Raw genomic sequence first — 26225 nt, 5'->3', positions numbered from 1 at the left:
CACCGGATCTGTCAACCGTACACAGTACCAACGGACTTCGGAAGGGAGGTGCCGCAGATGACCATCATGGATCTCCAGGGTCTGGAGGTGCCGGGCGAGCGTGACGCCCAGGCCCTCGGCTCCACGGTCAGCACGGGCTGCTGACGCCGTGCCCGGTGGCTCCGCACTGCGGTGCGGGCCACCGGGCCTTCGCATGCCTGGACCCGCCACGGGGGAGGACGACGACGATGGACAACGCCCCGCAGCACACCGGGGACGGCGGTGCGCCGCTCGCCCTCTGCGTCATCGGCTGCGGCCCGCGCGGCACCTCGGTCACCGAGCGGATCCTCGCCAACGTCCCGGCCCTGTACGGCGACCGGCCGCTGGACCTGCACCTGGTCGACCCCTACCCGCACGGCGCCGGCCGCACCTGGCGCACCACCCAGCCCGGCCTGCTGTGGATGAACTCCGCCGCCGGGCAGGTCACCCTCTACCCCGACGCGACCGTGGACTGCGCCGGACCGCCGCGCCCCGGCCCCACCACCGCGCAGTGGCTCGGCGGCCCGCTGCACGACGGGGCCTACGCCGCCCGCCGCGACCAGGGCCGCTACCTGCTGCGCTTCTTCGCCGAGGTGACCGCGGCCCGGCCCCCGTCGGTGCGGCTGCACCTGCACCGGGCCCGCGCGGTGGACCTGCTGCGCACCGCCGACGGCCGGCAGCGCGTGGTCCTGGACTCCGGACTGCCGCCGGTCACCGCCGACCGGGTGCTGCTCGCCCAGGGCCACCCGGACCTGCTGCCCGCGCCCGCCCCGCCCGGCCTGACCCGGATCGGCCCCGGCCCCGCCGACCCCGCGGCGCTGGCGCGCATACCGGACGGCGCGCCGGTCCTCGTCCGCGGCCTCGGCCTGGTCTTCACCGACTGCCTGGCGCTGCTGACCGAGGGCCGCGGCGGCCGCTTCGCGCCCGCCGAGGGCGGTGCGCTGCGCTACCTGCCCTCGGGCCGCGAACCGCGGCTGTACGCCGGCTCCCGGCGCGGTGTCCCGCTGCCCCCGAAGCCGGCCGCCGACCCGGCCGCGGACACCGCGGCGCCGGACGCGCCCGAGGAGCCGCTGCGGTTCGCCACCGCGGCCGCCTGCCGGGCCGCGCTGGACCGCCCCGGCGCCGACTTCGGCCGCGACGTCTGGCCGCTGGTCCTGGCCGAACTGGGCTGGTGGCACTACCGCGCCCTGTTCACCGCCCTGCCCGGCCGCACCCGGATGGGCTGGTATGACTTCGCCGAGCAGTACGCGCTGCTGGTCACCGACCCCGGCCGGCTGGCGAAACTGGCCGCCGCCGCGGTCCCCGACCCCGCCGACCGGCTCGACCTGGACCGGCTCGCCGACCCGCTGGCCGGGGCCGCGTTCACCGGCCCCGGCGACCTCCAGCGGCGGCTGCGCACCCACCTGGCCGCCACCCTGCGCCGCCGCACCGGCCCGGCCGCCGCCCCCGAACGCGCCCTGGTGGACGCGCTGCGCCGCACCGGCGAGGTCATCGAGGACCTGTGGCGGGGCGGCGACCTGGAGCCCGCCGCGGCCGGCGACGCGCTGCGCCGCTTCGCCCTGGGCACCTACCTCAGCTCCGGACCGCCGCCGCTGCGCGCCGCCCAGCTCCTGGCGCTGGCCGAGGCCGGCGTGGTGACGTTCGTCGGCCCGGACATGCGGGTGACGGCCGGCCCCACCGCCTTCCGCGCGACCAGCCCCGCGGTGCCCGGCACCGTCCACGAGGCGGCCGTGCTGCTCGACGCCCGGCTGGCGGCCGGCCCGCCGGCCCGGCTGGCCGACCCGCTGCTGCGCGCCCTGTGGGAGCGCGGCGAGCTGTCGCCCGAACCGGGCGACGACGGCACCGGCGGCCCCCGGCTCAACGGCCCTGAGCTGCACCCGGTCGGCGCGGACGGCACCGTGCACCGGGACCGCATGGTGGCCGGCCCGGCGCAGTTCCCCCGCCCGTACGCCAACGCCGCCGCGCTGCGGCAGAACGACGCCCTCGCCCGGCGGCTGCTCACCGGCGGCTGACCGCCCGGCGGCACGCACGGCACGGCACCGGGGGCCGGGGCGGACCGCCGCCCCGGCCCCCGGCGTTCAGCCCCGCAGCGCGATCCCGTGCTGCTGCGCCAGGATCGCCGCCTGCACCCGGCTGCGCAGGTTCAGCTTCGACAGGATCCTGCTGGTGTGCGTCTTGACCGTGCCCTCCGCGAGGTTGAGGGTCTCCGCGATGGCGCTGTTGGCCAGCCCGCGGGCGATGCAGGCCAGCACCTCCAGCTCCCGCTTGGTGAGGGTGTCCAGGGCCTGCGCCGCGCCGTCGGCGGGCGCCGGGCCGGCCGGCGCCGCCTGGTGCGCGAACTCGCTGATCAGCCGCCGGGCGGTCGCCGGGGTGAGGAACCCGTCCCCGTGGGCGACGTCCCGCACCGCCCGTACCAGGACGGCCGGTTCGGCGTTCTTCAGGATGAAGCCGCCGGCCCCGGCCCGCAGCGCCCCGAAGATGTACTCGTCGATGTCGAAGGTGGTCAGCACCAGCACCTCCGCCAGGCCCGCCTCGACGATCCGGCGGGTCGCCGCGACCCCGTTGAGCAGCGGCATCTGCACGTCCATCAGGACCACGTCGGGCCGCAGTTCACCGGCCATCCGCACGGCCGCCGCGCCGTCCCCGGCCTCGCCGACGACCGTGATGCCCGGATCGGTCTGGAGCACCAGCACCAGCCCGGACCGCACCGCCGCCTGGTCGTCGGCGACCAGCACCCGGATGCGCCCCGCCCGGCCCTCCGCCGGGGCCTCGCCGGCCCGTTCCGCGGCCCCTGCCGCCATCCGTTCCACCGCACGCTCCACTCGCTGCTCCCTCTCTCGCTCACCGCCCGGGCCGCTCACCGCCCGGGATGGGTCCGCCCCGCCCCGCGGGGCCCGCCGTCAGGAGTTCCGGTCCAGCGGCAGCACCGCCCGCACCCGCCAGCGCCCGGGCGCCGTCCGGTCGGGCCCGGCGTCGAACACCCCGCCCACCAGCGCCGCCCGTTCGGCCATCCCGGCCAGCCCGGCCCCGGCACCGGCCGTCGGCGGGGCCCCGGGGCGCTGCTGGCGCTCCCGGCCGTCCGGGCGGCCCAGCGGGCTGTCCACGCACAGCAGCAGCTCCTCGGCGCCGGTCTCGCAGCGGATCCGCACCCGCCCCGCCGCGGCGTGCTTGAGGCAGTTGGTGAGCGCCTCCTGCACGATGCGGTACGCCGTCACCTCGATCACCGACGAGACCTCGGGGAAGGACTCGGGGAACTCGGTGACCAGCGTCAGCGCCGCCGCGTCGGCGGCCGGGCGGGCCTGCTCCACCAGGGACGGCAGCGCGTTGAGCTGTGGCCGGTCCCAGTCGTCGTCGACCGCCCGGTCGGACCGCAGCAGCACCACCATGCGGCGCATTTCGGCCAGGCCCTGCACGCTGTTCTCCCGGATCACCGCCAGCGCCCGCAGGACCGGGTCGTCCCCGTCCGGTTCGTCCGGTTTCTCCTCGCCGGCGCCCCGGGCCCCCTGGAGGGAGAGCACCGCGCTGGAGTGGATGGCGATCGCGCTGAGGTGGTTGGCCACCAGGTCGTGCAGCTCCCGCGCCATCCGGGTGCGCTCGGTCTGGAGCACCGCCTTGCGGTCGAGTTCGGCCAGCCGGTTGATCTGCGCGGCCCGCTGCCGCTCGGCGTCCGCCTGCTCCTTGTGGTTGCGTATCAGCACGCCGGTCCACACCGGGGAGATCAGCAGCAGCGCCACGATCAGGCCGGTCGTCACCCCCTCCGAACGGTCGCCGATGAAGAGGAAGACGACGGTGGCCGCCATGGTCGCGGCGACGGTCCCGAACTGGAGCGCGCGGCACAGCCGCGGCGCCCCGTAGAGCGCCGCCGCGTACAGCAGGTCGGTGTAGATCAGCACCGGTCCCAGTCCGCCGCTGGCGGCCGCCTCGACGCTGACGGTCACGGTCCCCACCAGCACCGCCCGGCCCGGCGCGGTACTGCGGAAGGCCGTCGAACCGCACAGCACCAGCACCGGCAGCACCGCCTGCCACACCGGGATCTCCCCGCCCATGACGCGCGGGCCGCCCACTACGTACAGAATCAGACAGCCGGCGAAGAAGCCGACGGCCAGCCGGAGATCACGCAGCGGTAAGGGCGTACGGCGCAGCCGCGTCCTGGCGAATTCCCGTAACCACACACCAGGACACTACGTCCGCGCGGGGCGTCCTTACCTTGCCCTGACTGCCGAATTGATGGGGTGATCCGTACATCGAAGTATGTAGCCGGACATCGGCAGGAGGGAGGACTCCAAGGCTCCGGAGGACATGCAAACCTTGGCCTGACTGTATCGATCGATGTAGGCGAAAAAGGGGGAGGCCGAAGTCGCCACCGATTGCCGGCCGTCACGCACCGGTACGGCCGCGCCACCGCTCACCTGTGGAGGACGGAAAGTACGTGGAAACGAACGCCGCTCTTCTCGATCTCGACCTGGAACTCCCCGCCCGGGAACTCCCCGACCAGGTACCCGTCTTCGTGGTCCCCGTAGGACCCGCCCCCGAAGGATCCGCCCCTCCGCCCGGCTCCGCGAGCGCCCTGACCGCCGACCGCTGTCCGGGCCTCAACGGCCACACCAGAGCCACCCTCGACGCCGCCTCCCGCGGCTGGCTGCTGGCCCGGCTCCCCGACCGGGTGCGGGCCGCGATGACCGCGGCCGGCCACTGGCAGCTGTACGGCACCCACGGCCTGCTCGTCGTGGCCTGCGGCGACGGCGCCCGGCAGATGGGCTTCTCCGTCGAGTCCGTCCGCCACGTCCGCCAGGAGTCCTCCCCGCTGAGCACCCCGTACGGCATCCTGACCGCCCAGGAGGCCCGTACCGCCGCCGCCCGCCCGGCCGCCGAGCGGGAACGCCTGATCACCCGCTACTGGGTCCGCAAGGACGCCGCCCTCCAGGCCGTCGGCCGCGGCCTCTCCCTCGCCCCCGAACGCATCGAGGCCGGCTTCCCCGGCGAGACCGGTACGGTCACCGTCCCCGGCCCGTGCGGCACCGGAATACCCGTCCGGGTGCGCAACGTCGCCCTCTCCCCCGCCTACGAGTTCGCGGTCGCCACCCCCGAACCCCCCAGCGTCACCCCGTCCTTCGCCTACCCCCTCCGCTGAACCGCCCGCGGCGCCGGCCCTTTCCTTTTCCGCCGCCTCCCCGGCGGAAAAGGGAAACCCGCCGCCGCCCGCCCGGAAGGGGCCCGCGCCCGTCTTCCGGGCCGCCGCCATGGGTCCGCCCGGGTGAAAATCCGTCCCCCCGGCCCACCCGGACCTGCCGCGCCCCCGGTCCGCCGGGTTACCTGGTGCCTGCCGTGGACGTCGTGGCGCGCGGTGCGCCCGCGACGCCGCCGCCCGCACGCAGGAGGAAGACCGCCATGCCGTCGCAGCCCGCCGTACGCCCCGCCGGACCGCTCCCGCCGGCCCTGCTCGTCCTGGCGCTCCTCCCGGTCCTGCTCGCCGCCGCCGTGGCCGCCGCCGGCCGCGCGGCCGCCGCCCCGCCGCCGTCCGGCACCGACTGGGACCAGATCGCCGCCTGCGAGAGCAACGGCGACTGGCACTCCAACACCGGCAACGGCTACCACGGCGGCCTCCAGATCTCCCCGGCCACCTGGCGCGCCTACGGCGGTGCCCGCTACGCCCCGCGCGCCGATCTGGCCACCCGCACCGAGCAGATCGCCGTCGGCGAGCGCATCGCCCAGGAGCGCGGCCTGGCCCCCTGGCCCACCTGCGGCCGCTTCGGCGCCCCCTCGTCGGACCGCGCCGTCCCGCGCCCCGGCCCGTCCCCGCGCACGTACACCGTCCGCCCCGGCGACGCCCTCTCCGCCATCGCGCAGCGCACCGGCACCCCGGGCGGCGCGCGGGCCCTGTACTCCCTCAACCGCGACCGCCTCCCCCACGGCCCGGACCGCATCTACCCGGGCCAGACCCTGCGCGTCCCGCGCTGACCGCGCCGACCGCGCTGCCAGGGCCGTCACGGTGAAATCCGGTGGGCGGTCAGGGTGAACGCGCGGAACCGGCCGCTGCGCACGCTTGGCCGCACGGGGGCGCGGCGGTAGCACATGCTCCTGGGTTCACCGACCGTGAGGGGCAGGACCACACAGTGAAGAATGCGATGCGTACGAAGCTGGCGTCCGCGGGCCTGTGCGGCCTGCTGCTGGCCGGTGCCGGGACGTCGCCGGCCCTGGCCTGGGGCGACGGGCCGTTCGACGCGAACGGGGACACCATCGTCCGGTTCGTCGCCGGCTTCCGGTGCGAGGGCCGGGCCCGATACTGCATCAACGGGCCGGTCAACAGCGGCAACAGCAAGGACTCGCAGAACGTCCGGCTGACCGGAAACCCCAGCAACAGCGGCAGCCCGGTGGCCAGCAACGGGTCCCTCAACAGCGGCACCACCAGCACCGGTGCCGCCTCGGGCAGCGCCAACCACCTCCAGCACATCGGCCAGGGAGGCGGCAGCCTGCACCTGTGACCGGCCCGGCCGGCCCGCCCGGCCGGCGCCGCACCGCCGAAGGCCCCGGATCCCCGGGGCCTTCGGGCGTGTTCCGGACGGGCCGGGTCAGCGGATGAGCTTGAAGACCCGCGAGATGTTGTTGCTGCTGTTCCGCTCGGGTCCGGTGATGTCGTTGAGGCTGTTGTTGGAGCCGTTGGCGGACTCGATGTTCCCGCTGTCCACCGGGTTCCCGTGGTTGAGGAAGTTGTTGCTGTTCTTGCTGTTCCCGCTGTGCACCGGGCCGTTGACGCACGGGTGCGGGGAATGGTTCGCCGGCGAGCGGTAATTGAAATCGGCCAGCCGGTTGTTGCACATCACGCCGGAAATCATGCCGGTGACGGTACCGAGATCGGCACCGGCCACCGCGGAAAGCAGCGACCCTTCCGGAACGGTCTGCGCCTGCGCGGTCGCGGTGCCGCACAGCACCAGACCGCATGCCCCGGCGACCGTTCCCGCCCGCACTAGTCTCTTCACGACGCTCCTTGCCTGTTCGGCTGCTGACACCCGTCGTATCGTCCTGCGGCCCGCCACCCGCACCGCCGATAACCCGCAGGAACGCCAAACGCCAGCCGGGGATATTCCACCGCCTGGCGCAACCCGCCGCCGGCGGCCCGGCCCGGACCCGGGGGAAAACCCCACCGGCGGGCGGCGGCCGGCCGGATGGGCGCGGCGGCGCGGGCCAACGAGGCTGGGGTCATGACGAGTTACAGGGGGCCGCGGGCCCGCAGAGTGGTGCTGCTGGGGCTGTCGGGGATGCTCGCCGCGGCGACGGTGGGCGCAGGGGCGGCCGGCGCGCGGGCGGCGGACGGGGACCGGGGCGGCCGGGCGGCGGGGGTGCCGGGGCTGGCCTGGCGGTCCTGCGAGCGGCCCGGCGGCCCGGCCGGGCAGGAGTGCGCGGACCTCCCGGTGCCGCTGGACCACCGGGACCCGGACGGCCCGCGGACCACCCTGGCGGTGAGCCGGGTGCGCAGCGACCGCCCCGCCGAGCGGCGGGGGACGCTGATGGTCATCCCCGGCGGGCCCGGCGGCTCGGGCGTGGGCCGGCTGACGCAGCAGGCCGACGCCCTGCGCAAGCAGCTGGGCGGCCGCTACGACCTGGTCGCCTTCGACCCGCGGGGCGTGGGCGGCAGCACCCGGGCCGGCTGCGGTCTGGACGCCGCGGACCGGCACCTGGTGACCCTGCGGTCCTGGCCGTCGGCGGACGGCGGCATCGGGGAGAACGTGACCCGGTCGCGGCGGATCGCCGACGCGTGCGCCCGCAACGGCGGCCCCCTGGTGCGCAGTATGAGCACCGCCAACGAGGTGCGGGACATGGACCTGCTCCGCCGGGCGCTGGGCGAACGGAAGCTGTCCGCCTGGGGCGTGTCGTACGGGACGTACGTCGCGGCGGTCTACGCCCAGACCTACCCGCAGCGCACCGACCGCTTCGTCCTGGACAGCTCCGGCGACCCGGATCCGGCCCGGGTGGAGCGGGGCTGGCTGGCCAACATGGCGCAGGGGGCCGACGACCGGTTCCCCGACTTCGCGGCCTGGGCGGCCGATCCGGCCCGGGAGCGGGCGGGGCTGCGGCTGGCGGCGCGGGCGGCGGACGTCCGGCCGCTGGTGCTGCGGGTCGCGGCGGAGCTGGACCGGGCGCCGCGGGCGTCGGACGTCGACGGCACGCCGCTGACCGGGGACCGGCTGCGGCAGGCGCTACAGACCGCGCTCTACGGCGACGAGGTCGGCTTCGCCCGGGTGGCCGGCCTGATCAAGGCGGCCCAGGATCCGGCCGCGACCCCGCAGCTGCCGTCCGACGTGGCCGGCCCACTGCCCGATCCGGACGCCGCGGTGACGGTCGCGACCCTCTGCAACGACGTCAGCTGGCCGCGGGACGTGGACGGCTACCGGCGGGCGGTGGCCGCCGACCGGGCGGCGCACCCGCTCACCGCCGGGATGCCGGCCAACATCACCCCGTGCGCGTTCTGGCACGACCGGCCCGCCGACCCGCCGGTCCGGATCACCGACCGGGGCCCGGCCGGCATCCTGATGATCCAGAACCTCCGGGACCCCGCCACCCCCTACGCCGGGGCGCGGAAGATGCGGGCGGCGCTGGGCGCCCGGGCCCGCCTGGTGACCGTCGGCAGCGGCGGCCACGGCGTGTACCTCGGGCACGGGAACGCCTGCGGCGACCGGGCCGTGACCGGCTACCTCAAGGACGGCCGGTGGCCGGGCGGCGACGTGGACTGCACCGGCTGAGGTGGTGCGGTGGTGGGGTCCGGGCCGGTGCGCCACCGGCCCGGACCGCACCTCAGGCGGCCGGCGGCACGGTCCCCCGGACGCGGGTCACCGCCCGGCGGACGGCCGCGTCCAGCGCGGGCAGCGCGCCCGCGACGTCGGTGTAGGGGACGTGCTCCACGGTGGCGACCGTGTTCAGGCCCTGCACCAGGAAGGTGTAGTCCCGGCCGCGCTCCAGGAGCAGCACGACCGGCTTGCCGAAGGCGCTGGCCCAGCCGATCTCGATATGGGTGCCGGGGGAGGCCGGTGCGCCGGGCAGCGCCACGAAGACGTCCGCCTTGCGGATCTCCTCCTGGTCGATCCGGGTGCACTCGTCGGGCGCCATCAGCTCCGCGCCCCACGCCTCCCGGCGGTGCGCGTTGTGCACGTCGAAGCCGTGGCCCTCGAAGTGCTCGATGAGCAGGGCGAACGGGGACCGGCTCGGCTCCGGCATCCGGCCGGTCGCCGGGTCGAGCAGCTGGAGGAACGGCCCGGCGAGGAAGAGCGTGCTGACGCCGAGTTCGCGGGCCAGCGGCGCGGTGGCCGGGGCGGACGCGGTGGTCGGGGTGGCGGGGGTGGACGGGGTCATGCGGACACCTCTGGTCGGGGCGGTCTCGGGGCGGTCTTCCGGGGCCTGTGGCCCTTGGTCGTTCCGTCGTTCAGTCCTTCTGGAAGCACTGGATGTAGGCGTCGCCGCTGGTGCCGTAGGTGTACTCGGTGGTGTCGTACGCGGTGTAGCGGTGCCGGTGGACGCGGATGGTGCGGAAGTGCGGCAGGTACTGCCAGCGCAGTTCCGGGGTGGTGCTGAAGAACGGGATGAACACCCCGCCCGGCCGCAGGACCCGGACCACCTCGGGCATGGTGCGGGCCCACAGGTCCGCGTCCTTCCAGACCTCCATGTCCAGGGCCGGGTCGAAGAACATCCCGTCGAGGGACTCCGAGGGCAGCTCGAAGATCCGCCGGAAGAAGTCCCCGCGCTCGATGGTGAGGTTGGCGGGCAGCTCGGGGTGGCGCTCCCGGAACAGCTCCTCGACCTCGTCGAAGAGCTCCAGCACGGTGTGGCTGCGGGTGGCGGGGTTCTGCGCGATGCGCAGCGCCGAAAGCCCGAGGCCGAGGCCGACCTCGTAGAAGTCGTGGCCGTGCGTGCACAGCAGGTCGGCGCCGGCCCACATCAGGTCGCGCTCCCAGGCTTGCATGGCCTGTTCGCCGCCGATGCTGAGGGTCACCTCGCCGTCGTTCTCGATCAGTTCGATGGCCGGCTTCGCCGGGTCCGTGGGGGTCGTGGTCTCCATGGCAGCGCTCCTTCGTGCGTCCGGGATACGGCGTGCGGTGCGGCAGGTGGTGCGGTGGTGCAGTGGTGCGGTACGGGCGTGCGGTACGGGGTGCGGAAGCGGCGGGGTGCGGGGTCGGGGACGGGGATCGGCGGCGGGCGGGGGGCCGGTACGGGCCGGGTCAGGCGCGCCGCGGGACCACGCCGAAGTGGCGGCGGGCGGTCGACACGGCGAGGTCCTGGACGGCGTAGACGGTGAAGTAGTACGCCTGCGGGGCGGTCCCGGGGGCGCAGCGGAGGCGGAAGCGGACGTCCCGCGACTGCCCTTCGGGGACCGGGACCTTGGTGACGGCCGGCTCCACCGCGGTGTCCTCGCGCAGGTAGCCGGGGACGAACAGGCCCAGCCGGACCGGCCCGGGCCGCGGGGTGCGCAGGACGGCGCGGACCTCCAGCACCCCGCCCTGCTCGACCTCGTCGGCGGCGTACGCCAGCAGCGCCGGGGCGTCCGGCACCCGGAAGGTGACATCGCCGCAGCGCATGCAGACCGCGCAGACGGTGTCCAGTACGTACGGCAGCAGACCGCGCCGGGTGAACTCCTGAGCCGGGCGCCCGCAGTGGCAGCGCGTCTCGCGGACCTCGGGGTCGAGGCTGCTGCGGTCCCCGAAGTGCGCCGGGTAGTTCATGATCTCGTGCTCGGGGTTCTGGGAGATCTGCTCGGCGATCACATGGTCGAGGGACTGAAGGTCCGCCGCGAGCGAGCGGTGGATCTCCTCGGGCGACTGGTCGGCGAGGTGGGTGGGGCGGGCCGCCCAGAGGTCCGCCTTGCGGGCGAGTTTGGTGAGCCGGGGCCGCAGCGGGTTGTGCGGCCCCAGCAGTCCGGAGGCGAGCAGGGCGGTGAGCCGGCGGCCGGTGGTGAGCACCAGCGGATCCGGGCGGTGGTCGGCGGGGCGGGGCGCGGCCGGGAGGCGGCCGGGGTCGGCGGGCAGGCCGTGCCGCATGAACGCCGGGTACGGGTGGGAGCCGGCCAGGCTGGCGTTGAGGGTGTCCACCGAGTCGGCGCCGGTGACCGCGGCGCGCATCCAGGCGACGTTCTCGGGGCGGTCGGAGTCGTGCACCGAGACGGCCGTGACGACGCTGCGGGCCGGGCCGTCCAGGGCGTTGAGCAGCAGCTGGTACTTGGGGTCGTAGAGCGCGAGGTCGGCGAGCGGTCCGCTGTTGCAGGCGCTCAGCACCACCTCCACGGCTTCCACCCGGTGCAGCGGGACGAGCTTGTCCTCCGGCTTGTAGCACGGCAGCCCGTACGCGCACCGCGGGCCGAGCAGACCGCGCTGGGCCGGGATCACCGGGTTGCGGCCGCAGATGGTGAACTCGCCGAGGTTGACGCTGTCGTCCTTGCCGTGGCCCTGGAAGACCACCCGGCGCCAGCGGGTGCGCAGGATCTCGCCCTGGATGTCGGCGCGGGCGAAGTCCCGGTCGTCGTAGACCCGGACACCGGGCAGGTGCGGGGGCCGGTCGGTGTCGGTGAACAGTCCGACCGCCTCGATCCCGTCGGCCGCCACCGCGTACTGCTTGGCGGTGTTCCAGGCGACGGAGGCGCCGTCCCGGCCGCTGAGCAGGCTCAGCGCCCGCTCCCGGCCCCGGTAGGTGGCCAGCAGCAGCGCGCGGACCGGGTCGAGGGTGAGCCGGTCGTAGACGCCGACGAGCAGCAGCGCCCCGGGGTGGCGGGCCGCGAATCCGGCGGCGTCACCGGTGAGTTCGTCCTCGTGGACCCACCTCCTGGCGAGCGGCCGGGCCAATGCCGCGGTCCCGTCCGGGAGTTCCTTCTCGCCGAGGAGGACGCCGGTGTCCACGGGCGGGGGCATGCGGGTGCCGGCGTAGAGGCGGTCGGCGAGGCGGGCACTGTCCGCCAGGTCGGGGCGCCCCTCGACGGGCACCGGCGGCCGCGTACGGTCCGGTGCGGCGAGGAACTCCGCGACCGCGTCCGGAAGTTCCGCCAGGCTCACCGGGCGGAAGAGGGGGCCTTCCAGCCGTCGGCGGGGCTCGGGCGGCCGCGCGTCGGTGGCGGCAGGCTTCATGGGGGATACCTCGTGTTCGTACGCGGTGGGGGCGGTGGGCTCGGGGCGGACGGCGCCGGCCGGGCGGCGGGGGACGGGCGCGCCGTTTCACGTGAAACATCGGAGGCGCGGCTCGTTTCCCGTGAAACAGCGGGGCGTTCGGCCGTTTCACGGGAAACGACGGGGAGTTGGGCCGTTTCACGTGAAACGGGGCGCCGGGCGGCGGCCTCCCGTGCATCTCAGCGCTTGCGCACAGGCCACGGTCGTCGTCCACGCCAGGGCCGTCCTTCACGCCAGGGCCGCCGCCGTTCATGCCACCGCCTCCGCGCTCACCGTGGCCGGGCGGACGCCGCGGGTCAGCAGGCCCCGGCAGGCGAAGGCCAGTCCGGCGCCGGCCAGCGCCACCGCGAACGCGGCCGCGAACACGCCCCGCGGGCCCAGCGGCGCCATCAGCAGCCCGCCCGCCTGCTGCCCCAGCGCGTCCCCGGCCACCGTCGCCAGCGACGCCCAGGTGAACGCCTCGGTCAGCTGCCGCTCCTCGGAGACCGCGCCGACCAGCGTCATCTCGCTCGCCGAGACCAGTGCGATGGGGGCGCCGCCCACCGCCAGCGCGAGCCCGAGGGCGACCTCGGACGTGGCCAGCAGGGGCAGTGCGGTGCCCAGGGCGTAGCCGAGCACCTGGCGCGGGAACCGCCGGTACACCGCCACCCCGGCCTGTCCGCGCCCCAGCCACAGCGCACCGGCCGCACTGCCCACGCCCCAGCACGCGTAGACCACGCCGGTGCCGCCGCGTGCCCCGTGCGCGTCCACGAACGCGGGGATGGCCAGTGTCATCAGCCCGATGGGCAGGGCGCAGGTCGCCATGATCGCGGTGAGCGCCAGCAGCGCCGGGTTCCGCAGCGGGCCCAGGACGACGGACGCGCGGCCGTCCGCCGCGCGGTCCGCGGCGGGCCGCCTGCCGCCTCCGGCGGCCCGGGTGCAGGCCAGACCCAGCGCCCCCGCCCCGCCGGCCGCCGCGGCGGCGGTCAGCGCGAGCCCCGCCGAGCCCGCCAGCATCAGGCCGGCGAGCAGCAGCGGCGCCGTGATGACCAGGACCTCGGTGAGCAGCGCCTCCCAGAGGTAGGCCAGTTCGCGCTCGCCGTCCGCCAGCGGCAGCCGCGCCCACAGCGACCGCATCACGGAGTTGGCCGGCGGCAGCGCCAGTCCGGCGACGCCGGCCACCGCGGGCTGGGCCCAGCTTCCCGGTGCGGTGGCCCACACCAGCACGGCGAGTGCCGCCGGATGCACCAGGCCGGTGACGAGCAGGACCGCCCGGGGGCCCGACCGGTCGGCCCGACGGGCGATTAGCGGACCGCCCACCGCCATGCAGACCGTGTAGGCGGCGGCGACCGTGCCGGACTGGGCGTAGCTGCCGCCCTGTTCACGGACCAGCAGCACCATGGCCAGGGACATCAGGTAGACGGGCAGCCGGGCCAGCACGCTCCACCACGCCGGGCCCGCCACCCCGCGGCGGGTCAGCAGGGCGCGGAACCGCCGGGGCGACCTCGATCGTGAAGGCGTCGAGGACCTGGCGCATACGCTCTTCCACTTCACGGATCGTTGCTCCTGACACATGGACGTAGCCGGATGCGGTGTGCGAGGCGCGCCGGGCCGCCACCGGATCGCCGGGGCGCACCCTGAGAACGGCGTCGAGCACGCCGGGGATGCGCAGCAGCTCCGCGCGGGGCGTGATCCGGCGGACCGTCCCGGACCCCGGCAGCGGCAGCAGCAGGTCGCCCACGCACCGCCGCTCGCCGTAGCGCAGCCGCGGGCGGCGGCCGAGGTGCACGTCGAGGGTGGCGCCGAAGACGTCGAAGCCGTAGGCGTGCCCGTGGTTGGCGGCGATCTCGCAGCCGGCGATCCGCAGCCCGATCTCGCCCGCGTAGACCTCCCCGCCGATGAGGAAGAACTCCATGTGGACATAGCCGTGGTCGAGGCCCATGCCGGTGGCGACGGTCTGGACGAGGGCACGCAGCGCGGCCCGGGACGCGGCGGGGGTGGCGGCGAGCGCGGGCACCTCGTCGGTGGCGACGCTGATGTTGGCGTTCATCGCGCCCTCGACGATGTCCAGCGGCCGGCACGGCATGGCGCTCGGCCAGGCGTCCAGCACCTCTCCGCCGTGCAGCAGCGCGCAGACCTCCCACTCGGTGCCGCCCAGGTGCTCCTCCACCAGCCAGTCCCGGGCGGTGAGGTCGAGACCGGCCAGCTGGTGCGGCCCGGCCAGCCGGTAGGTGTCGACGCAGGCGAAGGAGTCGGCGGGTTTGAGCACCACCGGCCAGCCGCAGCGGGCGGCGAACGCGGCCACGTCCGCGGCGGAGGTCACCCGGGCGTACGCGGCGGTGCGCAGCCCCAACTCCCGGAAGCGGTCCTTCATGGCGCCCTTGTCGCGCACCCAGCGCACCTGCCGCTCGGTCAGGTGCGGCAGCCCGGCCAGCGCGGCGAACCGCTGGGCGAGGGCCTGCCGCGGCTCGGACGGGTTGCAGAACCGGTCGGGTGCCAGCGGCAGCCGCCGGGCCCACGCCCGGTACCGGCGGGCCTCCTCGGCCAGCGGCACGCCCGCGCGCACCCAGAACGCCGGCAGGTGCGCGGTCTGCCGCAGGTAGTCGTCCGAGAGGTCCCGGCGGGCCTCGGCGAACCGCAGCAGCACCAGGTCGTGCGGGAGCGCCCGGGCCGCGTACCGGGTGAAGGAGGTGGCCCGGTCGTCCGCCATCAGCAGCACCGGCCGCCGGCTGCCGGTGCTCATACCGCCTCCAGGACCTGGCGGACCGCCTTGACCGCGAGCACCTGCTCGTCCTCGGGGAGTTCCGGCGACAGCGGGATGCACAGGGTCCGGTCGAGCAGGTCGCGGGTGCGGGCGAAGCCGTCCCGGCTGAGGGCCGCCGGCTGCCCCTTTGGTGCGAGGTTCCACGGGAAACCGTCGGCGTACAGCGAGCGCCGCCCGGTGAGGACCGGGTGGTCGGGCAGCAGGTACTTGCCCAGCGTCCAGTTGGCGATGCCCTTGGCGGTGAGCGCGGCCACCGCGGCGTCCCGCAGCTCCCGGCTCTCCCACCGGAACCGCAGGCTGATCTTGACGTCGCCCTCGGCGCGCGGCAGCACCTCCAGGTCCCGGCGCTCGGGAAGCTCTTGCAGGGCGAGGGCGTGCTGCCGCTCCAGTCCGGCCAGCAACGCGTCGAGGTGGCGGAACTGCTGGTACTGGATGGCCGCGACGCCCTCGCTGGTGACGAAGTTCTCGCCGTAGTAGGCGTCCTGGTCCCAGGTCGGGTAGCGGCCGGGGACCCGGGCCGAGCCGTGGTCGTGGTAGCAGCGCATGGTCTGCCAGGCGTCCGGGTCGTTGGTGGTCACCAGGCCGCCCTCGCCGGAGGTGAGCACCTTGTTGTGGTGGAAGCTGAAGGTGCCGGCGTACCCGCGGGTGCCGGTGTGCCGGCCGTCGGGGAACCGCGCGCCGAGCGCCTGCGCACTGTCCTCGATGACGTAGGGCACGCCCTCGGGCAGCGGCGCGACCGTGCCCTCCATGTGCGCGACGATCACCCGCTCGGCACCGGCCGGCAGCAGCGACGCGTCCAGGGACAGCGACTCGTCGACGTCGACCAGGACCGGGATCAGTCCGCTGGAGAGCACCGCCCCGGCGACCGCGACGAAGGTGGTGGCCGGGATGTACACCGGGTCGCCGGTGCGCGGGCGGGTGGAGATCAGGGCGAGGCGGAGCGCCTCGGTGCAGTTGTGGACCGCCAGGACGTGCGCCGCGCCGAACCGTTCGGCGACCCGCCGTTCCAGCCGGGAGGCGATGGACTCCTGCTCGGTCTGGTAGCGGAAGAGCACACCGTGGCCGATCGCCTCCCGCAGCTCGGTCAGGTCGGCCCAGTCGAGGTAGTTGGCTCCGTAGGGCAGGAAGCGCTGCCCCAGCCGCTTGTCCAGGCTCATCGCAGATCGGCCTCCGTGATCGGGTGCACGGACGCGTCCACGACCATCTCCTGGCCCCGGTAGTTGCGCAGCCGCAGTCCGTCCTCGGTCGGGGTGAAGTACGGCTGGGCGAGCGGGATCTTGCCCAGCTTGGTGGTCAGCACGTACTGCGGCACCCCGAAGCCGGTGATGTGCCCCTGGAGGCCCTCCATGATCTCCCAGCCCTTCTCGATGGAGGTCATGAAGTGCGAGACGCCGGTGACGTTGTCGCAGTGGTAGAGGTAGTAGGGGCGCACGCGGATCCGCAGCAGCTCCGTCATCAGGGTGCGCATGGTGGCGACGTCGTCGTTGACGCCGCGCAGCAGCACGGTCTGGTTGCCGACCGGGATGCCGTGGCGCAGCAGCCGGTCGACCGCGGCGGCGGCTTCCGGGGTGATCTCCTTGGGGTGGTTGAAGTGGGTGTTCAGCCACACCGGGTGGTGGCGGGCGAGCATCTCGCACAGGCCGTCGGTGATCCGCTGCGGCAGCAGCACCGGGAAGCGGCTGCCGATCCGGATGATCTCCACGCTGGGGATGGCCCGCAGCCCGGCGATGATCTCCTCCAGCTTGCCGTCCTGGTACGAGAGCGGGTCGCCGCCGGTGAGCAGGACGTCGCGGATCTCGGGGTGGTCGGCGATGTAGCGCAGGTCCTCGTCGTACGCGCCGCCCTCGTTGTCGCGGAAGTAGGTGCCGGAGACGTCGGTGGTGTGGAACTTGCGGGTGCAGTGCCGGCAGTAGACCGGGCACGCCTCGGTGATCAGCATGATCACCCGGTCCGGGTACTTGTGGACCACGCGGTTGGTCTTGCGGAAGTACATGTCGCCGACCGGGTCGACCTCGGCGCCGGAGTACTCGGCCAGTTCGCCGAGGGCGGGCACGCCCTGCTGCCGGATGGGGCAGGCGGGGTCGAGCGGGTCCATCAGGGACGCGTAGTACGGGGTGATGCTCCAGCGGTACGTGCCGGCCGTCTCGGCGATGGCCTTCTCCTCGCCGGGGCTGAGGACGAGCCATTCGCGGGCCTTCTCGGCGCTGGTGATGCGCTTGCGCATGTGCCAGCGCCAGTCGTTCCACTGGTCGGGGGGAACGCTGGGACGGGTGGGTGGGGACGAGCTCTGCCGGGTGGGTGGGGGCGAGGTCTGCCGGGTGGGTGGGGGCGAGGTCTGCCGGGTGGGCGGGGCCTGGGTCTGCCGGGTGGACTCGGAGGTGTCGGGGTCGGCGGGCGGGCCGGTGGGGGCCGGCGGGCTGTCGGCGGTGCCGGTTTCGCCGGTGGTGCGGGACATGGCCACTCCTGGTTGGCGGGGCGTCGGTCGCGTACGGGTCGGCGGTGCGGGACGGGTCGGCGGTGCGGCAGGGGAGTCGGCGGGACGGATCGGCGGGAGGGATCGTCCGGCCGGAACGGCGGTACGGAACGGCGGGACGGGTCGGGGGACGGAGCGGGGCCGCGACGGGCGTGGTGCGGTCGGTGCGGGGCGGGTCAGAGGGGTGCGAGGCAGAGCTGGCGCAGGGTGCGGGCGACGCGCTGGGCGCCGCGGAGGTCGTCGGCGGCCGGATCGAGCCGGTGCCACGGCCCGCCCGCCGGGTCGCCGGGCGGGGCCCACGGCGCCGGATCGTCCGGGTCGGCGGCCACCGGCACCGGCACCGCCCGGGCCACCCGTTCCGCCAGGTCCCGCTGGGCGGCCCCGAGGGGCGGCAGGAACGTCAGCGGCGCGCGCCGTGCCTGGGCGAGTGCCAGCGCGCCCAGGGTGGGCGAGGCCAGGAAGCAGGCGGCGCGGGCGTGCAGCGCGTCGGCGTCCACGGCCGGGTCGGCGGCCCGGCCGGTGCGGACCCGCGGCAGGCCGCCGAGCGCGTCCCGGACCGCCGCGGTCCGGGTGTCGCAGACCACCGTGCAGCTCCCGGTCCGGCGGACCGCCGCGCGGACCAGCGGGCGCAGCACCTCCGCGGCGTAGCCCTCGACCCGCTCGCCGGGGACGTCCCACAGGGACAGCAGCAGCAGGGTGCCGGTGCGCATCCGGTCGCGGGCCGGCCGGGCCGGGGCCAGTACGCCGGTCGTTCGGGCGCCGCCGGACGGGGGCCAGGGGCCGGGCAGCCAGCCGGGCCGGTGCACCCGGCACAGCGCACCGCGCGGCGGGGACTCCGCGGCCCCGCCGACGCCGCCGGCCCGGTGCCCGGAGCGCAGGTGGACCACCGGGACGCCGCGGTCCAGCAGGTGTCCGGCGGTCGCGTCGTCGTCGCAGACCAGGGCCGTCTGCGCGGTCCCGCCGCCGTCCGGGACGGGCCGGCCGTCCGGGGCGAACCGGGCGGCCACCGGCCGCAGTTCGCCCAGGTGGGCCGCGATCCGCCGCCGGGCCAGCACCGAGTCCAGTTCCGCGTCGCGCGAGACCAGCAGCACCCGGTGGCGGAGCGGGCCGGTACCGCTGTCGGCGGCCCCGCCGGTCCTCAGTACCGCCACGGTGGCACCGCCCCGAGCCGGGCCACGTCGTCGCTGTAGCCGGCGGCGGTGGTGGAGCAGCCGCCGCACAGCTCGGGCCCCCGCTCCCGGAAGAAGTCCGCATGGCGCCGGAACACCGGGGTGTCGAGGTGGATCACCCCGCCCTCGCGCAGCGGCGCACCGCCCGGTCCGCTGTCGTCCTCGCGGTGCGGCAGGCAGCTGCACGCGTACATCCGCCCGTACTTGCCGTCGAGGTAGATCACGTCGTCGACGACGTGGCACAGCGGCCGGGAGGCCCGCGGGGTCACCGACTCGTCGAAGTACCGCTGCTGCTCCTCCGGGGTGTCGCCGTAGAACCGCTTGCCCAGCGGGACCAGCACGGTGTCCGGGTCGGCGGTGTACAGCGGGTCGCAGACCGCCCGGACGTGGTCCGGGTCGGGGTAGGTGATCGAGCGGTCCAGCTTCAGCGCGGACAGCTCCCACTGCCGCACCCCGGCCTCGGTCAGCACCCGCTGGAGGGCGGGCATCTCGGTGTAGTTGTGCGGACCGACGACGGTGTTGACCCGGGGCAGGACGCCGAGGGCGGCGGCGTCCCGCAGCCCGCGCAGCCCGTTGTCGAACATCCCGGGGGAGCGCCGGTAGACGTCGTGGGTGGCCGCGGAGGCGCCGTCCAGGCTGACGATCACCTGCGCCAGCCCGGCGTCGGCGAGCCGCGCGGCCATCCGCGGCAGCAGCATCCCGTTGGTGATCAGCGATATCTTCATCCCGGCGGCGGTGCCGGCCCGGACCAGGTCCACGACGTCCCGGTGCATCAGCGGCTCCCCGCCGGTGAACCGCACGTACCCCACCCCGGCCGCCCGGGCCTTGGGCAGCAGTTCGGCGAAGTCCCCGGCGGAGAACCGGAAGGTGTCGCGGGAGAGCGCGAACTCGCACATGAAGCAGTCGGCGTTGCAGGCTTCCAGGATCCGGATGAACAGGTACCGGGGGCGCGGTGCGGGCGGTGTGCCGGGCAGCGCCTCGGCGGGTGCAGCGGACATGGCAGCGGAATCTTCCTGGTGGAGGGGGCTTTCCGGGAGCGGTCCGGACCACGGGCGGGGCCGTCGGGGCCGGTGCGGCCGGGCGGTGTCAGGGCCGGGCCGGGGCGGCGGGCAGCGGCTCCCGGGTGAGTATCGCCAGCAGGGCGTCGGCCACCTGGGCCGCGCCGCCGGTGCCGACGCAGCGGGCCAGTCCGCCCCAGTCGGCGCCGCGCCCGGCGGTCCGCAGCGCGGTCAGGATCCCGTCCCGGACGGCGGCGACCACCTCGGGCCGCGGTCCGTCCGGACCGCCGCCCGCGGCCGCGCCCCGGTCGCCGTACGCCGCCGCGATGCCGTCGTAGACGACCCGCAGCGCCGCGTCCTCGCCGCCGGTGCGCCGCTCCAGCGCGGTCTCCTCGCTGACCACCGAGGCCGGCCAGGTGGTCCGGACCGCGGCGCCCACCGCCCGGCTGTGGAAGCGTCCGTTGAAGATCTGGCTCAGGTTCTGCGGCGGCAGGCAGACGGTCGGGACGCCGAGGCTGCCGGCCTCCAGCAGCGTGGTCAGCCCGGGCGAGGTGAGCAGCACCTCGCAGCCGGCCAGCCGGGCGAGGAACTCCCGGTGCGGGAGCGGCCCGGCGGTCACCGCCATCGGCGGTCCCCCGGCCCCGGCCGCGCGTTTCACGTGAAACATCGCCGCCTGCCGCTCGACCAGTTCCGGCGGGAGGTTCCCGGCCACGTGCACCTCGCGGGTGCCGTACGCGGCCAGTGCCGCCAGCGCGGCGGGCACCACGATGCCGGGGTAGCGCGTCCAGTCGGCCAGTCCCGGGGCGCGCAGCCCGCCGAGGTTGACCAGCGCCGTCCCGCCGGGCCGCGGACCGTGCCGGCGCTGCGGCCAGGGGCCGGGACCGGCGCTCCCGATGACCGCCTCGACCCACAGCAGGGCGCGGACCGCATCGAGCACCCCCCGGCAGGCGTCGGGGAGTTCGGGGCACCGCTGGGCGCAGTACGCCGAGACCTCCAGCGGCAGCGCGTCGCGGTCCCCGTCGGTCCACAGGAACGGCAGGCTGTCCACGAACACGGTCGGAACCCCGGCGCCTTCCAGCGCCTTGGCGGCGGCGCCGTCCAGCACCACCAGCGCGGCCCGGACCTCTTCGTCCCGGGCCACCGCGCCGACCGCGGCGCGGGCCCCGCCGGGGTCATCCGGCAGGTCGTACCACCGCTCGACGGGCTGCCCGGCCAGCAGCGGCCGGCCGAGCCCGGAGGCCAGGCCGACGAACCGGAGGGGGCGCGCCGACCGCTCCCGGAGCGCCGTGAGGACGGCGCTCAGCTTGCCGGAGCTGCCCCAGCCGAACTCGATGCCGGCGATGGCGACCGTGACGGCCGCGGGGCCGGGCCCTGGACGCATGATGACGTCTCAACTCCCTTGCGCAGACGGAGATCTGCTCCCCCGGCAAGGCGTCATGAGCGGCGCCGGGCGGAGGAGCGCCGCACCTCACGATCCGGCCCGGACGCCCGCCCCCGCAAGCCCCATATCAATGGATTCCAGCCATGGGCGGCCCATTGCCTGATGTTTCCGACATGGCCGCATGCGCGTAGCTCTGGCCGGACCTCGTACCCGCAGTGACCGCTGCTCCGCCCGGCCCCCGCCCGGGACCGGCCCGGATACCCGGAGGCCACCACCGGTCCCGTACCGCCGCGTCGGTACCGTGCACCGCCCGCGTGCGCTTCGCCCCGCGCCGGGCGTACGCACGCGGTCCCGCCCCGGACGCGCACGACCGCCCGGCCGGAACGGCCCGGGGCCGCCTCGGCCGGGTCCGGCGGCCTCGCGGAGAGATCAGCTCAGGGCGTGCCCCGTGGTCGCGTCCACGTGGTCCGGGACCTCCTCGTGCCGGTCGCCGACCGTGAGGGTCCCCGTCGGTTCGAAGAGCAGCAGCGAGGCGCCCGACGGGGCGGACGGCTTGTGCTCGACCCCCCGCGGCACGGTGAAGGCCGCGCCCTTGGGGAGCCGGACGGTCCGCTCCCCGTCCTCCTCCCGCAGCGCGATGAACAGCTCCCCCTCCAGCACCAGGAAGAACTCGTCGGTGTCGTCGTGGGCGTGCCACACGTGCTCGCCGGCGACCTTGGCGATCCGTACGTCGTAGTCGTTGACCCGGGAGACGATCCGGGGGCTCCACAGGGCGTCGAAGGAGGCCAGCGCCGCGTCGAGCGCCAGCGGGTGGTGGGGTTGGTTGCTCATGATCCCATCCTGTGCGGACCCGGCCCGGCGGGGTGAGTGCTAGGAATCGCATATGCCGCAACGATCCTCGCAACCGGACCCGGTGGCGGACCGCGCACCGGACCGCCTGCACCGCGTCGTCGCCCTCGTCGACGACAACACCAACCCCTTCGAACTCGGCTGTGCCATCGAGGTGTTCGGCCTCCGCCGCCCCGAGACCGGCCGCGACCGCCTCTACGACTTCGCGCTCTGCGCCCCCGAACCGCGGACCGTGATGCGCGACGGCTTCTTCACCCTCGGCGGCGTCGCCGGGCTGTCCGCCGCGGACACCGCGGACACCCTGATCGTCCCGCACCGCCCCGACGTCGAGGTGCCCCGCCGCCCGGCGGTGCTCGACGCCGTCCGCCGCGCCCGCGCCCGCGGCGCCCGGCTGCTCAGCTTCTGCACCGGCGCCTTCACCCTCGCCGAGGCCGGTGTCCTGGACGGCCGCCGGGCCACCACCCACTGGCAGTGGGCGGACGCCTTCCGGGCCCGCTTCCCCGCCGTCCGCCTGGAACCCGACGTGCTGTTCGTGGACGACGGCGACATCCTCACCGCGGCGGGCAGCGCGGCCGCCCTCGACCTCGGCCTGCACCTGGTCCGGCGGGACCACGGCGCGGAGGTCGCCAACGCGGTCAGCCGCCGGCTGGTCTTCGCCGCCCACCGGGACGGCGGCCAGCGGCAGTTCGTGGAACGCCCGCTGCCCCGCATACCGGACGAGTCCCTCGCCCCGCTGCTGGCCTGGGCCCAGGAGCGCCTGGACGCCCCGCTCGGCGTCACCGACCTGGCCGCCCGCGCCGCGGTCAGCCCGGCCACCCTCCACCGCCGCTTCCGCGCGCAGCTGGGCACCACCCCGCTGGCCTGGCTCACCGGTGAGCGGATCGCCCTGGCCTGCCGGCTCATCGAACGCGGCGAGGCCCGCTTCGACGTGGTCGCCCGGCGCAGCGGCCTGGGTACCGCGGCCCATCTGCGCGCCCTGATGCGCCGCGAGACCGGCCTGACGCCGTCCGCCTACCGCCGCCGCTTCGGCCCGGAGAGCGCCGAGGGGCCGCGCCGGATCGCCTGAGCGCGGCGAGACCGCACGCCGCCCCGGCCCCGGCGAGGCGGCGATGTTTCCCGTGAAACACGCCGTTTCCCGTGAAACATCGCCCGGCGGGGCGGCCGTACGGCCGCCCCGCCGCCCGGCCCCTAATCTGGGAAAAGGAAGCCGGTGAGCGCCGATGACCGCCGAACCCGTCACCCTGGCCCTCTGCGGCGATGTGATGCTCGGCCGCGGAGTCGACCAGATCCTGCCCTGCCCCGGCGACCCCGAGCTGCGCGAGCTGTACGTCGAGGACGCCCGGATCTACGTCGGACTGGCCGAGGCGGCCCACGGCCCGATCCCCCGCCCCGTCGGCTACCCCTATCCCTGGGGCGACGCCCTGGCCGCCCTGGACGCCGCCGCGCCCGCCGCCCGGGTCCTCAACCTGGAGACCGGCGTCACCCGGCGGAGCACCTTCGCCCCCGGCCGGCAGATCCACTACCGGATGCACCCGGCGAACCTGCCCTGCCTGACCGCCGCCCGCCCCGACGTGGTCGTCCTCGCCAACAACCACGTCCTGGACTTCGGCCGCGAAGGGCTCGCGGAGACCCTCGGCAGCCTGGCGGCGGCCGGGCTGCGGACGGCGGGCGCGGGCTCCGACGCCGCCGCGGCCCGCCGCCCCGCGGCCGTCCCGCTGCCCGGCGGCCACCGGCTCCTCGTCCTCGCCCTGGGCATGCCGTCCAGCGGCGTCCCGCGCACCTGGGCCGCGACCGCCCGGCACAGCGGCGTCCACTGGGCCCCCGGCCCCTCGCCCGACACCGCCGCCGCGGCCGCCGCCGTGCTGGACGCCGTCCGGCGCCCCGGCGACCTGACCGTGGTCTCCGTGCACTGGGGCGCCAACTGGGGCTACACGGTCCCCCGCGCCCAGACCGCCTGCGCGCACGCCCTCATCGACGCCGGAGTCGACCTCGTCCACGGCCACTCCTCGCACCACCCGCGCCCCCTGGAGCTCTACGCGGGCAAGCTGATCCTGCACGGCTGCGGCGACTTCATCGACGACTACGAGGGCATCACCGGCTACGAGCGCTACCGCGACGACCTGCGCCCGCTCTACCTCGCCGCCCTCGACCCCGGCACCGGCCGCCTCCGCGACCTGCGGATCGTCCCCTTCCAGGCGCACCGGATGCGGCTGCGGCACGCCTCCGGCGAGGACGCCCGCTGGCTCGGCACCCTCCTGGACCGCCTCACCGGCGGCTTCGCCCCCTGCGCCCTGTCCGCGGACCCGGCACCGGCCCTGACCCTCCGCCCGGCCTGACCCGCCGCGGCACCGGCGCACCACCGCCCCGCCGGGCCGCTACTGCCCGGCGGCCAGCGCCAGCACCCGCCGCGCCTCCTCGACGTGCAGGTTCTCCACCATCCGCCCGTCCACGGTGACCACCCCGCGCCCCTCCCGGCCGGCCGCCTCGAACGCGTCGATGATCTTCCGGGCCCGGGCCACCTCGGCCTCCGCCGGGGCGAACACCCGGTTGCACGGCTCGATCTGCGAGGGGTGGATCAGCGTCTTCCCGTCGAACCCGAAATCCCGGCCCTGCACGCACTCGGCCTCGAACCCGGCCGCGTCCCGCACGTCGTTGAACACCCCGTCCAGGATCGCCTTGCCCGCCTCGCGGGCCGCCAGCAGCGCCAGCGACAGGCCGGTCAGCAGCGGCGCCCGGCCCGGGACGTGCGCCGCGTGCAGCTCCTTCGCCAGGTCGTTGGTGCCCATCACCAGCACCGTCAGCCGCTCGCTCGCCCCGGCCACCGCACGCGCGTCCAGCATCGCCCGCGGCGTCTCGACCATCGCCCAGATCGCGGTGCGGTCCGGGGCGCCGGCCGCCTCCAGGTGCCGCTCGACCTCCCGCACGGTCCGCGCGGACTCCACCTTGGGCACCACCACCGCGTCCGGCCCGGCCTGCGCCGCCGCCCGCAGATCGTCCGCGAACCACCGGGTGCCGGGCCCGTTGACCCGGACCGCCACCTCCCGCCGGCCGTACGCGCCGGCGGCCACCGCCGCCGCGACCCGCTCCCGCGCCGCCTCCTTGGCGTCCGGCGCGACCGCGTCCTCCAGATCCAGGATCAGCCCGTCCGCCGGCAGCGTGCGGGCCTTCTCCAGCGCCCGCTCGTTCGCCCCCGGCATGTACAGCACCGAACGCCGCGCCCGCACCGCCCCGGCCGCCTCACCCATGACCGTCACTCCGCTCCCTCACCGCTCGCCGCGTACGCCGCGCGCAGCGCGGGGTCCCGCGCCGCCAGCGCGTCGGCCAGCTCCACCACCACCCGGCACTGCTTGACCGTGGCGTCGTCCTGCATCTTGCCGTCGAGCATCACCGCACCGGTCCCGTCGCCCATCGCCGCGATCGCCCGCCGCGCCCAGGCCACCTCGTCCGGCGACGGTGAGAAGACCTTCCTGGCGATGCCGATCTGCACCGGGTGCAGGCTCCACGCGCCCACGCACCCCAGCAGGAAGGCGTTCCGGAACTGGTCCTCGCACGCCACGGTGTCCTGGATGTCCCCGAACGGCCCGTAGTACGGCAGGATCCCGTGCGCCGCGCAGGCGTCCACCATCCGCGCGATCGTGTAGTGCCACAGGTCCTGCTGGAACACCGCCCGCGGCCCGCCCACGCCGTCCGCCCCGGGGTCCTCCCGCACGAGGTAGCCGGGGTGCCCGCCGCCGACCCGGGTCGTCTTCATCCGGCGGCTCGCCGCCAGGTCCGCCGGGCCCAGCGAGATCCCCTGCATCCGCGGGCTGGCCCCCGCGATCTCCTCGACACCGGCGACCCCGCGCGGGGTCTCCAGGATCGCGTGCACCAGGATCGGTCGGGCCAGCCCGGCCTTCGCCTCCAACTGGGCCAGCAGCCGGTCGAGGTAGTGGATGTCCTCGGCGCCCTCCACCTTCGGCACCATGATCACGTCGAGCCGGTCGCCGATCTCGGTGACCAGCGTCCACAGATCGTCCAGCGCCCACGGGGAGTCGAGGCTGTTGATCCGCGTCCACAGCTGCGTGCCGCCGAACTCCGTACCGCGCGCGATCCGGACCAGCCCGTCCCGCGCCGCTTCCTTGCGGTCCGCGGGGACCCCGTCCTCCAGATTGCCCAGCAGCACGTCGACGTCCGGCACCAGGTCCGGCACCTTGGCCGCCATCCGCGGATTCCCCGGATCGAAGAAGTGGATCATCCGCGACGGCCGGAACGGCACCTCCCGCACCGGCTCCGGAGCCCCCACGGCCAACGGACGGAAGAAGTCCTTCGGAGAACGCACCCAGCCTCCCAGCTCGCACGGCCACCGGGCCCGGCCCCACCGGGCGCCGGGCCACCCGCCGCCACTCTAGGCCCGCGCCCCACGCCGTGTTACCGACCAGTACCTGTGCCCTTCCTCACGCCCCACCCCCCTGCCC

24 protein-coding genes are annotated in these 26225 nt (G+C 75.6%); 8 read left to right on the top strand and 16 right to left on the bottom strand.

The features are described from left to right. The first annotated feature begins 57 nt into the window (after nt 1-57). Both MUU72_RS11835 and MUU72_RS11830 read left to right on the top strand, forming a co-directional pair. Complete coding sequence (locus MUU72_RS11835; RefSeq protein ID WP_234430859.1) at nt 58-144, top strand: class III lanthipeptide; 87 nt, start codon at nt 58-60, stop codon at nt 142-144. Between the two features lie 83 nt (nt 145-227). Continuing rightward, nucleotides 228-2030, top strand: coding sequence for an FAD/NAD(P)-binding protein (locus tag MUU72_RS11830; RefSeq protein WP_248013140.1), 1803 nt, complete (start codon nt 228-230; stop codon nt 2028-2030). Between the two features lie 66 nt (nt 2031-2096). Here MUU72_RS11830 and MUU72_RS11825 read toward each other — a convergent pair whose 3' ends face one another. Beyond that, the gene (locus MUU72_RS11825; RefSeq protein WP_248013232.1) at nt 2097-2819 is read right to left on the bottom strand and encodes a response regulator; all 723 of its coding nucleotides are present in this window, start codon (nt 2817-2819) and stop codon (nt 2097-2099) included. A 99-nt stretch (nt 2820-2918) separates the two neighbouring features. Beyond that, nucleotides 2919-4190 (bottom strand): sensor histidine kinase, encoded by a 1272-nt coding sequence (locus MUU72_RS35600; protein ID WP_248013139.1) that lies wholly within the window; start codon nt 4188-4190, stop codon nt 2919-2921. 257 nt (nt 4191-4447) lie between these two features. On the opposite strand from MUU72_RS35600, the gene MUU72_RS11815 reads away from it, so the two are divergent. The 3 genes from MUU72_RS11815 to MUU72_RS11800 all read left to right on the top strand — a co-directional run bounded on the left by MUU72_RS11815 (nt 4448) and on the right by MUU72_RS11800 (nt 6500). Then, entirely contained in the window at nt 4448-5149 is a 702-nt protein-coding gene (locus MUU72_RS11815; protein ID WP_248013138.1) for a hypothetical protein, read from the top strand. A 257-nt stretch (nt 5150-5406) separates the two neighbouring features. Beyond that, nucleotides 5407-5976 carry a transglycosylase family protein gene (locus MUU72_RS35260; RefSeq protein ID WP_282503971.1) on the top strand — a complete coding sequence of 190 codons (570 nt, stop codon included), beginning with the start codon at nt 5407-5409 and terminating at the stop codon, nt 5974-5976. A 167-nt stretch (nt 5977-6143) separates the two neighbouring features. After that, complete coding sequence (locus tag MUU72_RS11800) at nt 6144-6500, top strand: hypothetical protein (RefSeq protein WP_248013137.1); 357 nt, start codon at nt 6144-6146, stop codon at nt 6498-6500. 87 nt (nt 6501-6587) lie between these two features. Here the strand turns inward: MUU72_RS11800 and MUU72_RS11795 are convergent, their stop codons facing one another. Then, nucleotides 6588-6983 (bottom strand): hypothetical protein, encoded by a 396-nt coding sequence (locus MUU72_RS11795; RefSeq protein WP_248013230.1) that lies wholly within the window; start codon nt 6981-6983, stop codon nt 6588-6590. A 234-nt stretch (nt 6984-7217) separates the two neighbouring features. Between MUU72_RS11795 and MUU72_RS11790 the strand changes: the two genes are divergently transcribed. After that, nucleotides 7218-8756 (top strand): alpha/beta hydrolase, encoded by a 1539-nt coding sequence (locus MUU72_RS11790; protein WP_248013136.1) that lies wholly within the window; start codon nt 7218-7220, stop codon nt 8754-8756. Between the two features lie 52 nt (nt 8757-8808). On the opposite strand, the gene MUU72_RS11785 is transcribed toward MUU72_RS11790, so the two are convergent. From MUU72_RS11785 to MUU72_RS11735, 11 genes are all read right to left on the bottom strand, one after another. Further along, the gene (locus MUU72_RS11785; protein WP_248013135.1) at nt 8809-9363 is read right to left on the bottom strand and encodes a nucleoside 2-deoxyribosyltransferase; all 555 of its coding nucleotides are present in this window, start codon (nt 9361-9363) and stop codon (nt 8809-8811) included. 70 nt (nt 9364-9433) lie between these two features. Then, nucleotides 9434-10066: a class I SAM-dependent methyltransferase gene (locus MUU72_RS11780; RefSeq protein ID WP_248013134.1), complete on the bottom strand. Its 633-nt coding sequence runs from the start codon at nt 10064-10066 to the stop codon at nt 9434-9436. Nucleotides 10067-10226: 160 nt separating this feature from the next. Continuing rightward, on the bottom strand, nt 10227-12119 hold the full coding sequence (locus MUU72_RS11775; RefSeq protein WP_248013133.1) for a hypothetical protein: 1893 nt from the start codon (nt 12117-12119) through the stop codon (nt 10227-10229). A gap of 288 nt (nt 12120-12407) precedes the next feature. Further along, complete coding sequence (locus MUU72_RS11770; protein ID WP_248013132.1) at nt 12408-13577, bottom strand: MFS transporter; 1170 nt, start codon at nt 13575-13577, stop codon at nt 12408-12410. Then, the gene (locus MUU72_RS11765; protein WP_248013131.1) at nt 13519-14880 is read right to left on the bottom strand and encodes an ATP-grasp domain-containing protein; all 1362 of its coding nucleotides are present in this window, start codon (nt 14878-14880) and stop codon (nt 13519-13521) included. The genes MUU72_RS11770 and MUU72_RS11765 overlap by 59 nt, the downstream gene beginning before the upstream one ends. Further along, the gene (locus tag MUU72_RS11760) at nt 14877-16058 is read right to left on the bottom strand and encodes a DegT/DnrJ/EryC1/StrS family aminotransferase (protein WP_248013130.1); all 1182 of its coding nucleotides are present in this window, start codon (nt 16056-16058) and stop codon (nt 14877-14879) included. Before MUU72_RS11760 ends, MUU72_RS11765 begins: the two co-directional genes overlap by 4 nt. Then, on the bottom strand, nt 16055-17356 hold the full coding sequence (gene blsG / locus MUU72_RS11755; RefSeq protein WP_282503970.1) for an arginine 2,3-aminomutase: 1302 nt from the start codon (nt 17354-17356) through the stop codon (nt 16055-16057). The genes MUU72_RS11760 and blsG overlap by 4 nt, the downstream gene beginning before the upstream one ends. 194 nt (nt 17357-17550) lie before the next feature. Then, nucleotides 17551-18525, bottom strand: a complete 975-nt coding sequence (gene blsF / locus MUU72_RS11750) for a CGA synthase-related protein (RefSeq protein ID WP_248013129.1) — start codon at nt 18523-18525, stop codon at nt 17551-17553. Next, nucleotides 18513-19541, bottom strand: coding sequence for a cytosylglucuronate decarboxylase (gene blsE / locus MUU72_RS11745; protein WP_248013128.1), 1029 nt, complete (start codon nt 19539-19541; stop codon nt 18513-18515). Before blsE ends, blsF begins: the two co-directional genes overlap by 13 nt. A gap of 88 nt (nt 19542-19629) precedes the next feature. Continuing rightward, nucleotides 19630-20922, bottom strand: coding sequence for a hydroxymethylcytosylglucuronate/cytosylglucuronate synthase (locus MUU72_RS11740; protein WP_248013127.1), 1293 nt, complete (start codon nt 20920-20922; stop codon nt 19630-19632). A gap of 429 nt (nt 20923-21351) precedes the next feature. Continuing rightward, on the bottom strand, nt 21352-21753 hold the full coding sequence (locus tag MUU72_RS11735; RefSeq protein WP_248013126.1) for a cupin domain-containing protein: 402 nt from the start codon (nt 21751-21753) through the stop codon (nt 21352-21354). A gap of 52 nt (nt 21754-21805) precedes the next feature. Between MUU72_RS11735 and MUU72_RS11730 the strand changes: the two genes are divergently transcribed. Both MUU72_RS11730 and MUU72_RS11725 read left to right on the top strand, forming a co-directional pair. Then, nucleotides 21806-22837: a GlxA family transcriptional regulator gene (locus MUU72_RS11730; RefSeq protein ID WP_248013125.1), complete on the top strand. Its 1032-nt coding sequence runs from the start codon at nt 21806-21808 to the stop codon at nt 22835-22837. 154 nt (nt 22838-22991) lie between these two features. Next, a complete protein-coding gene (locus tag MUU72_RS11725) occupies nt 22992-24107 on the top strand; it encodes a CapA family protein (protein ID WP_248013124.1) in 1116 nt (371 codons plus the stop codon). A gap of 39 nt (nt 24108-24146) precedes the next feature. On the opposite strand, the gene MUU72_RS11720 is transcribed toward MUU72_RS11725, so the two are convergent. Next, nucleotides 24147-25016: an HpcH/HpaI aldolase/citrate lyase family protein gene (locus MUU72_RS11720; RefSeq protein WP_248013228.1), complete on the bottom strand. Its 870-nt coding sequence runs from the start codon at nt 25014-25016 to the stop codon at nt 24147-24149. A 5-nt stretch (nt 25017-25021) separates the two neighbouring features. Beyond that, complete coding sequence (locus MUU72_RS11715) at nt 25022-26089, bottom strand: HpcH/HpaI aldolase/citrate lyase family protein (RefSeq protein WP_248013123.1); 1068 nt, start codon at nt 26087-26089, stop codon at nt 25022-25024. Between the last annotated feature and the right edge of the window lie 136 nt (nt 26090-26225).

This window comes from Streptomyces rhizoryzae, from assembly GCF_023155275.1.
Classification (GTDB): Bacteria; Actinomycetota; Actinomycetes; order Streptomycetales; family Streptomycetaceae; genus Streptomyces; species Streptomyces rhizoryzae.
Note: the sequence above shows the minus strand (reverse complement) of the source record. Positions and strands in the feature narration are given on the sequence as shown.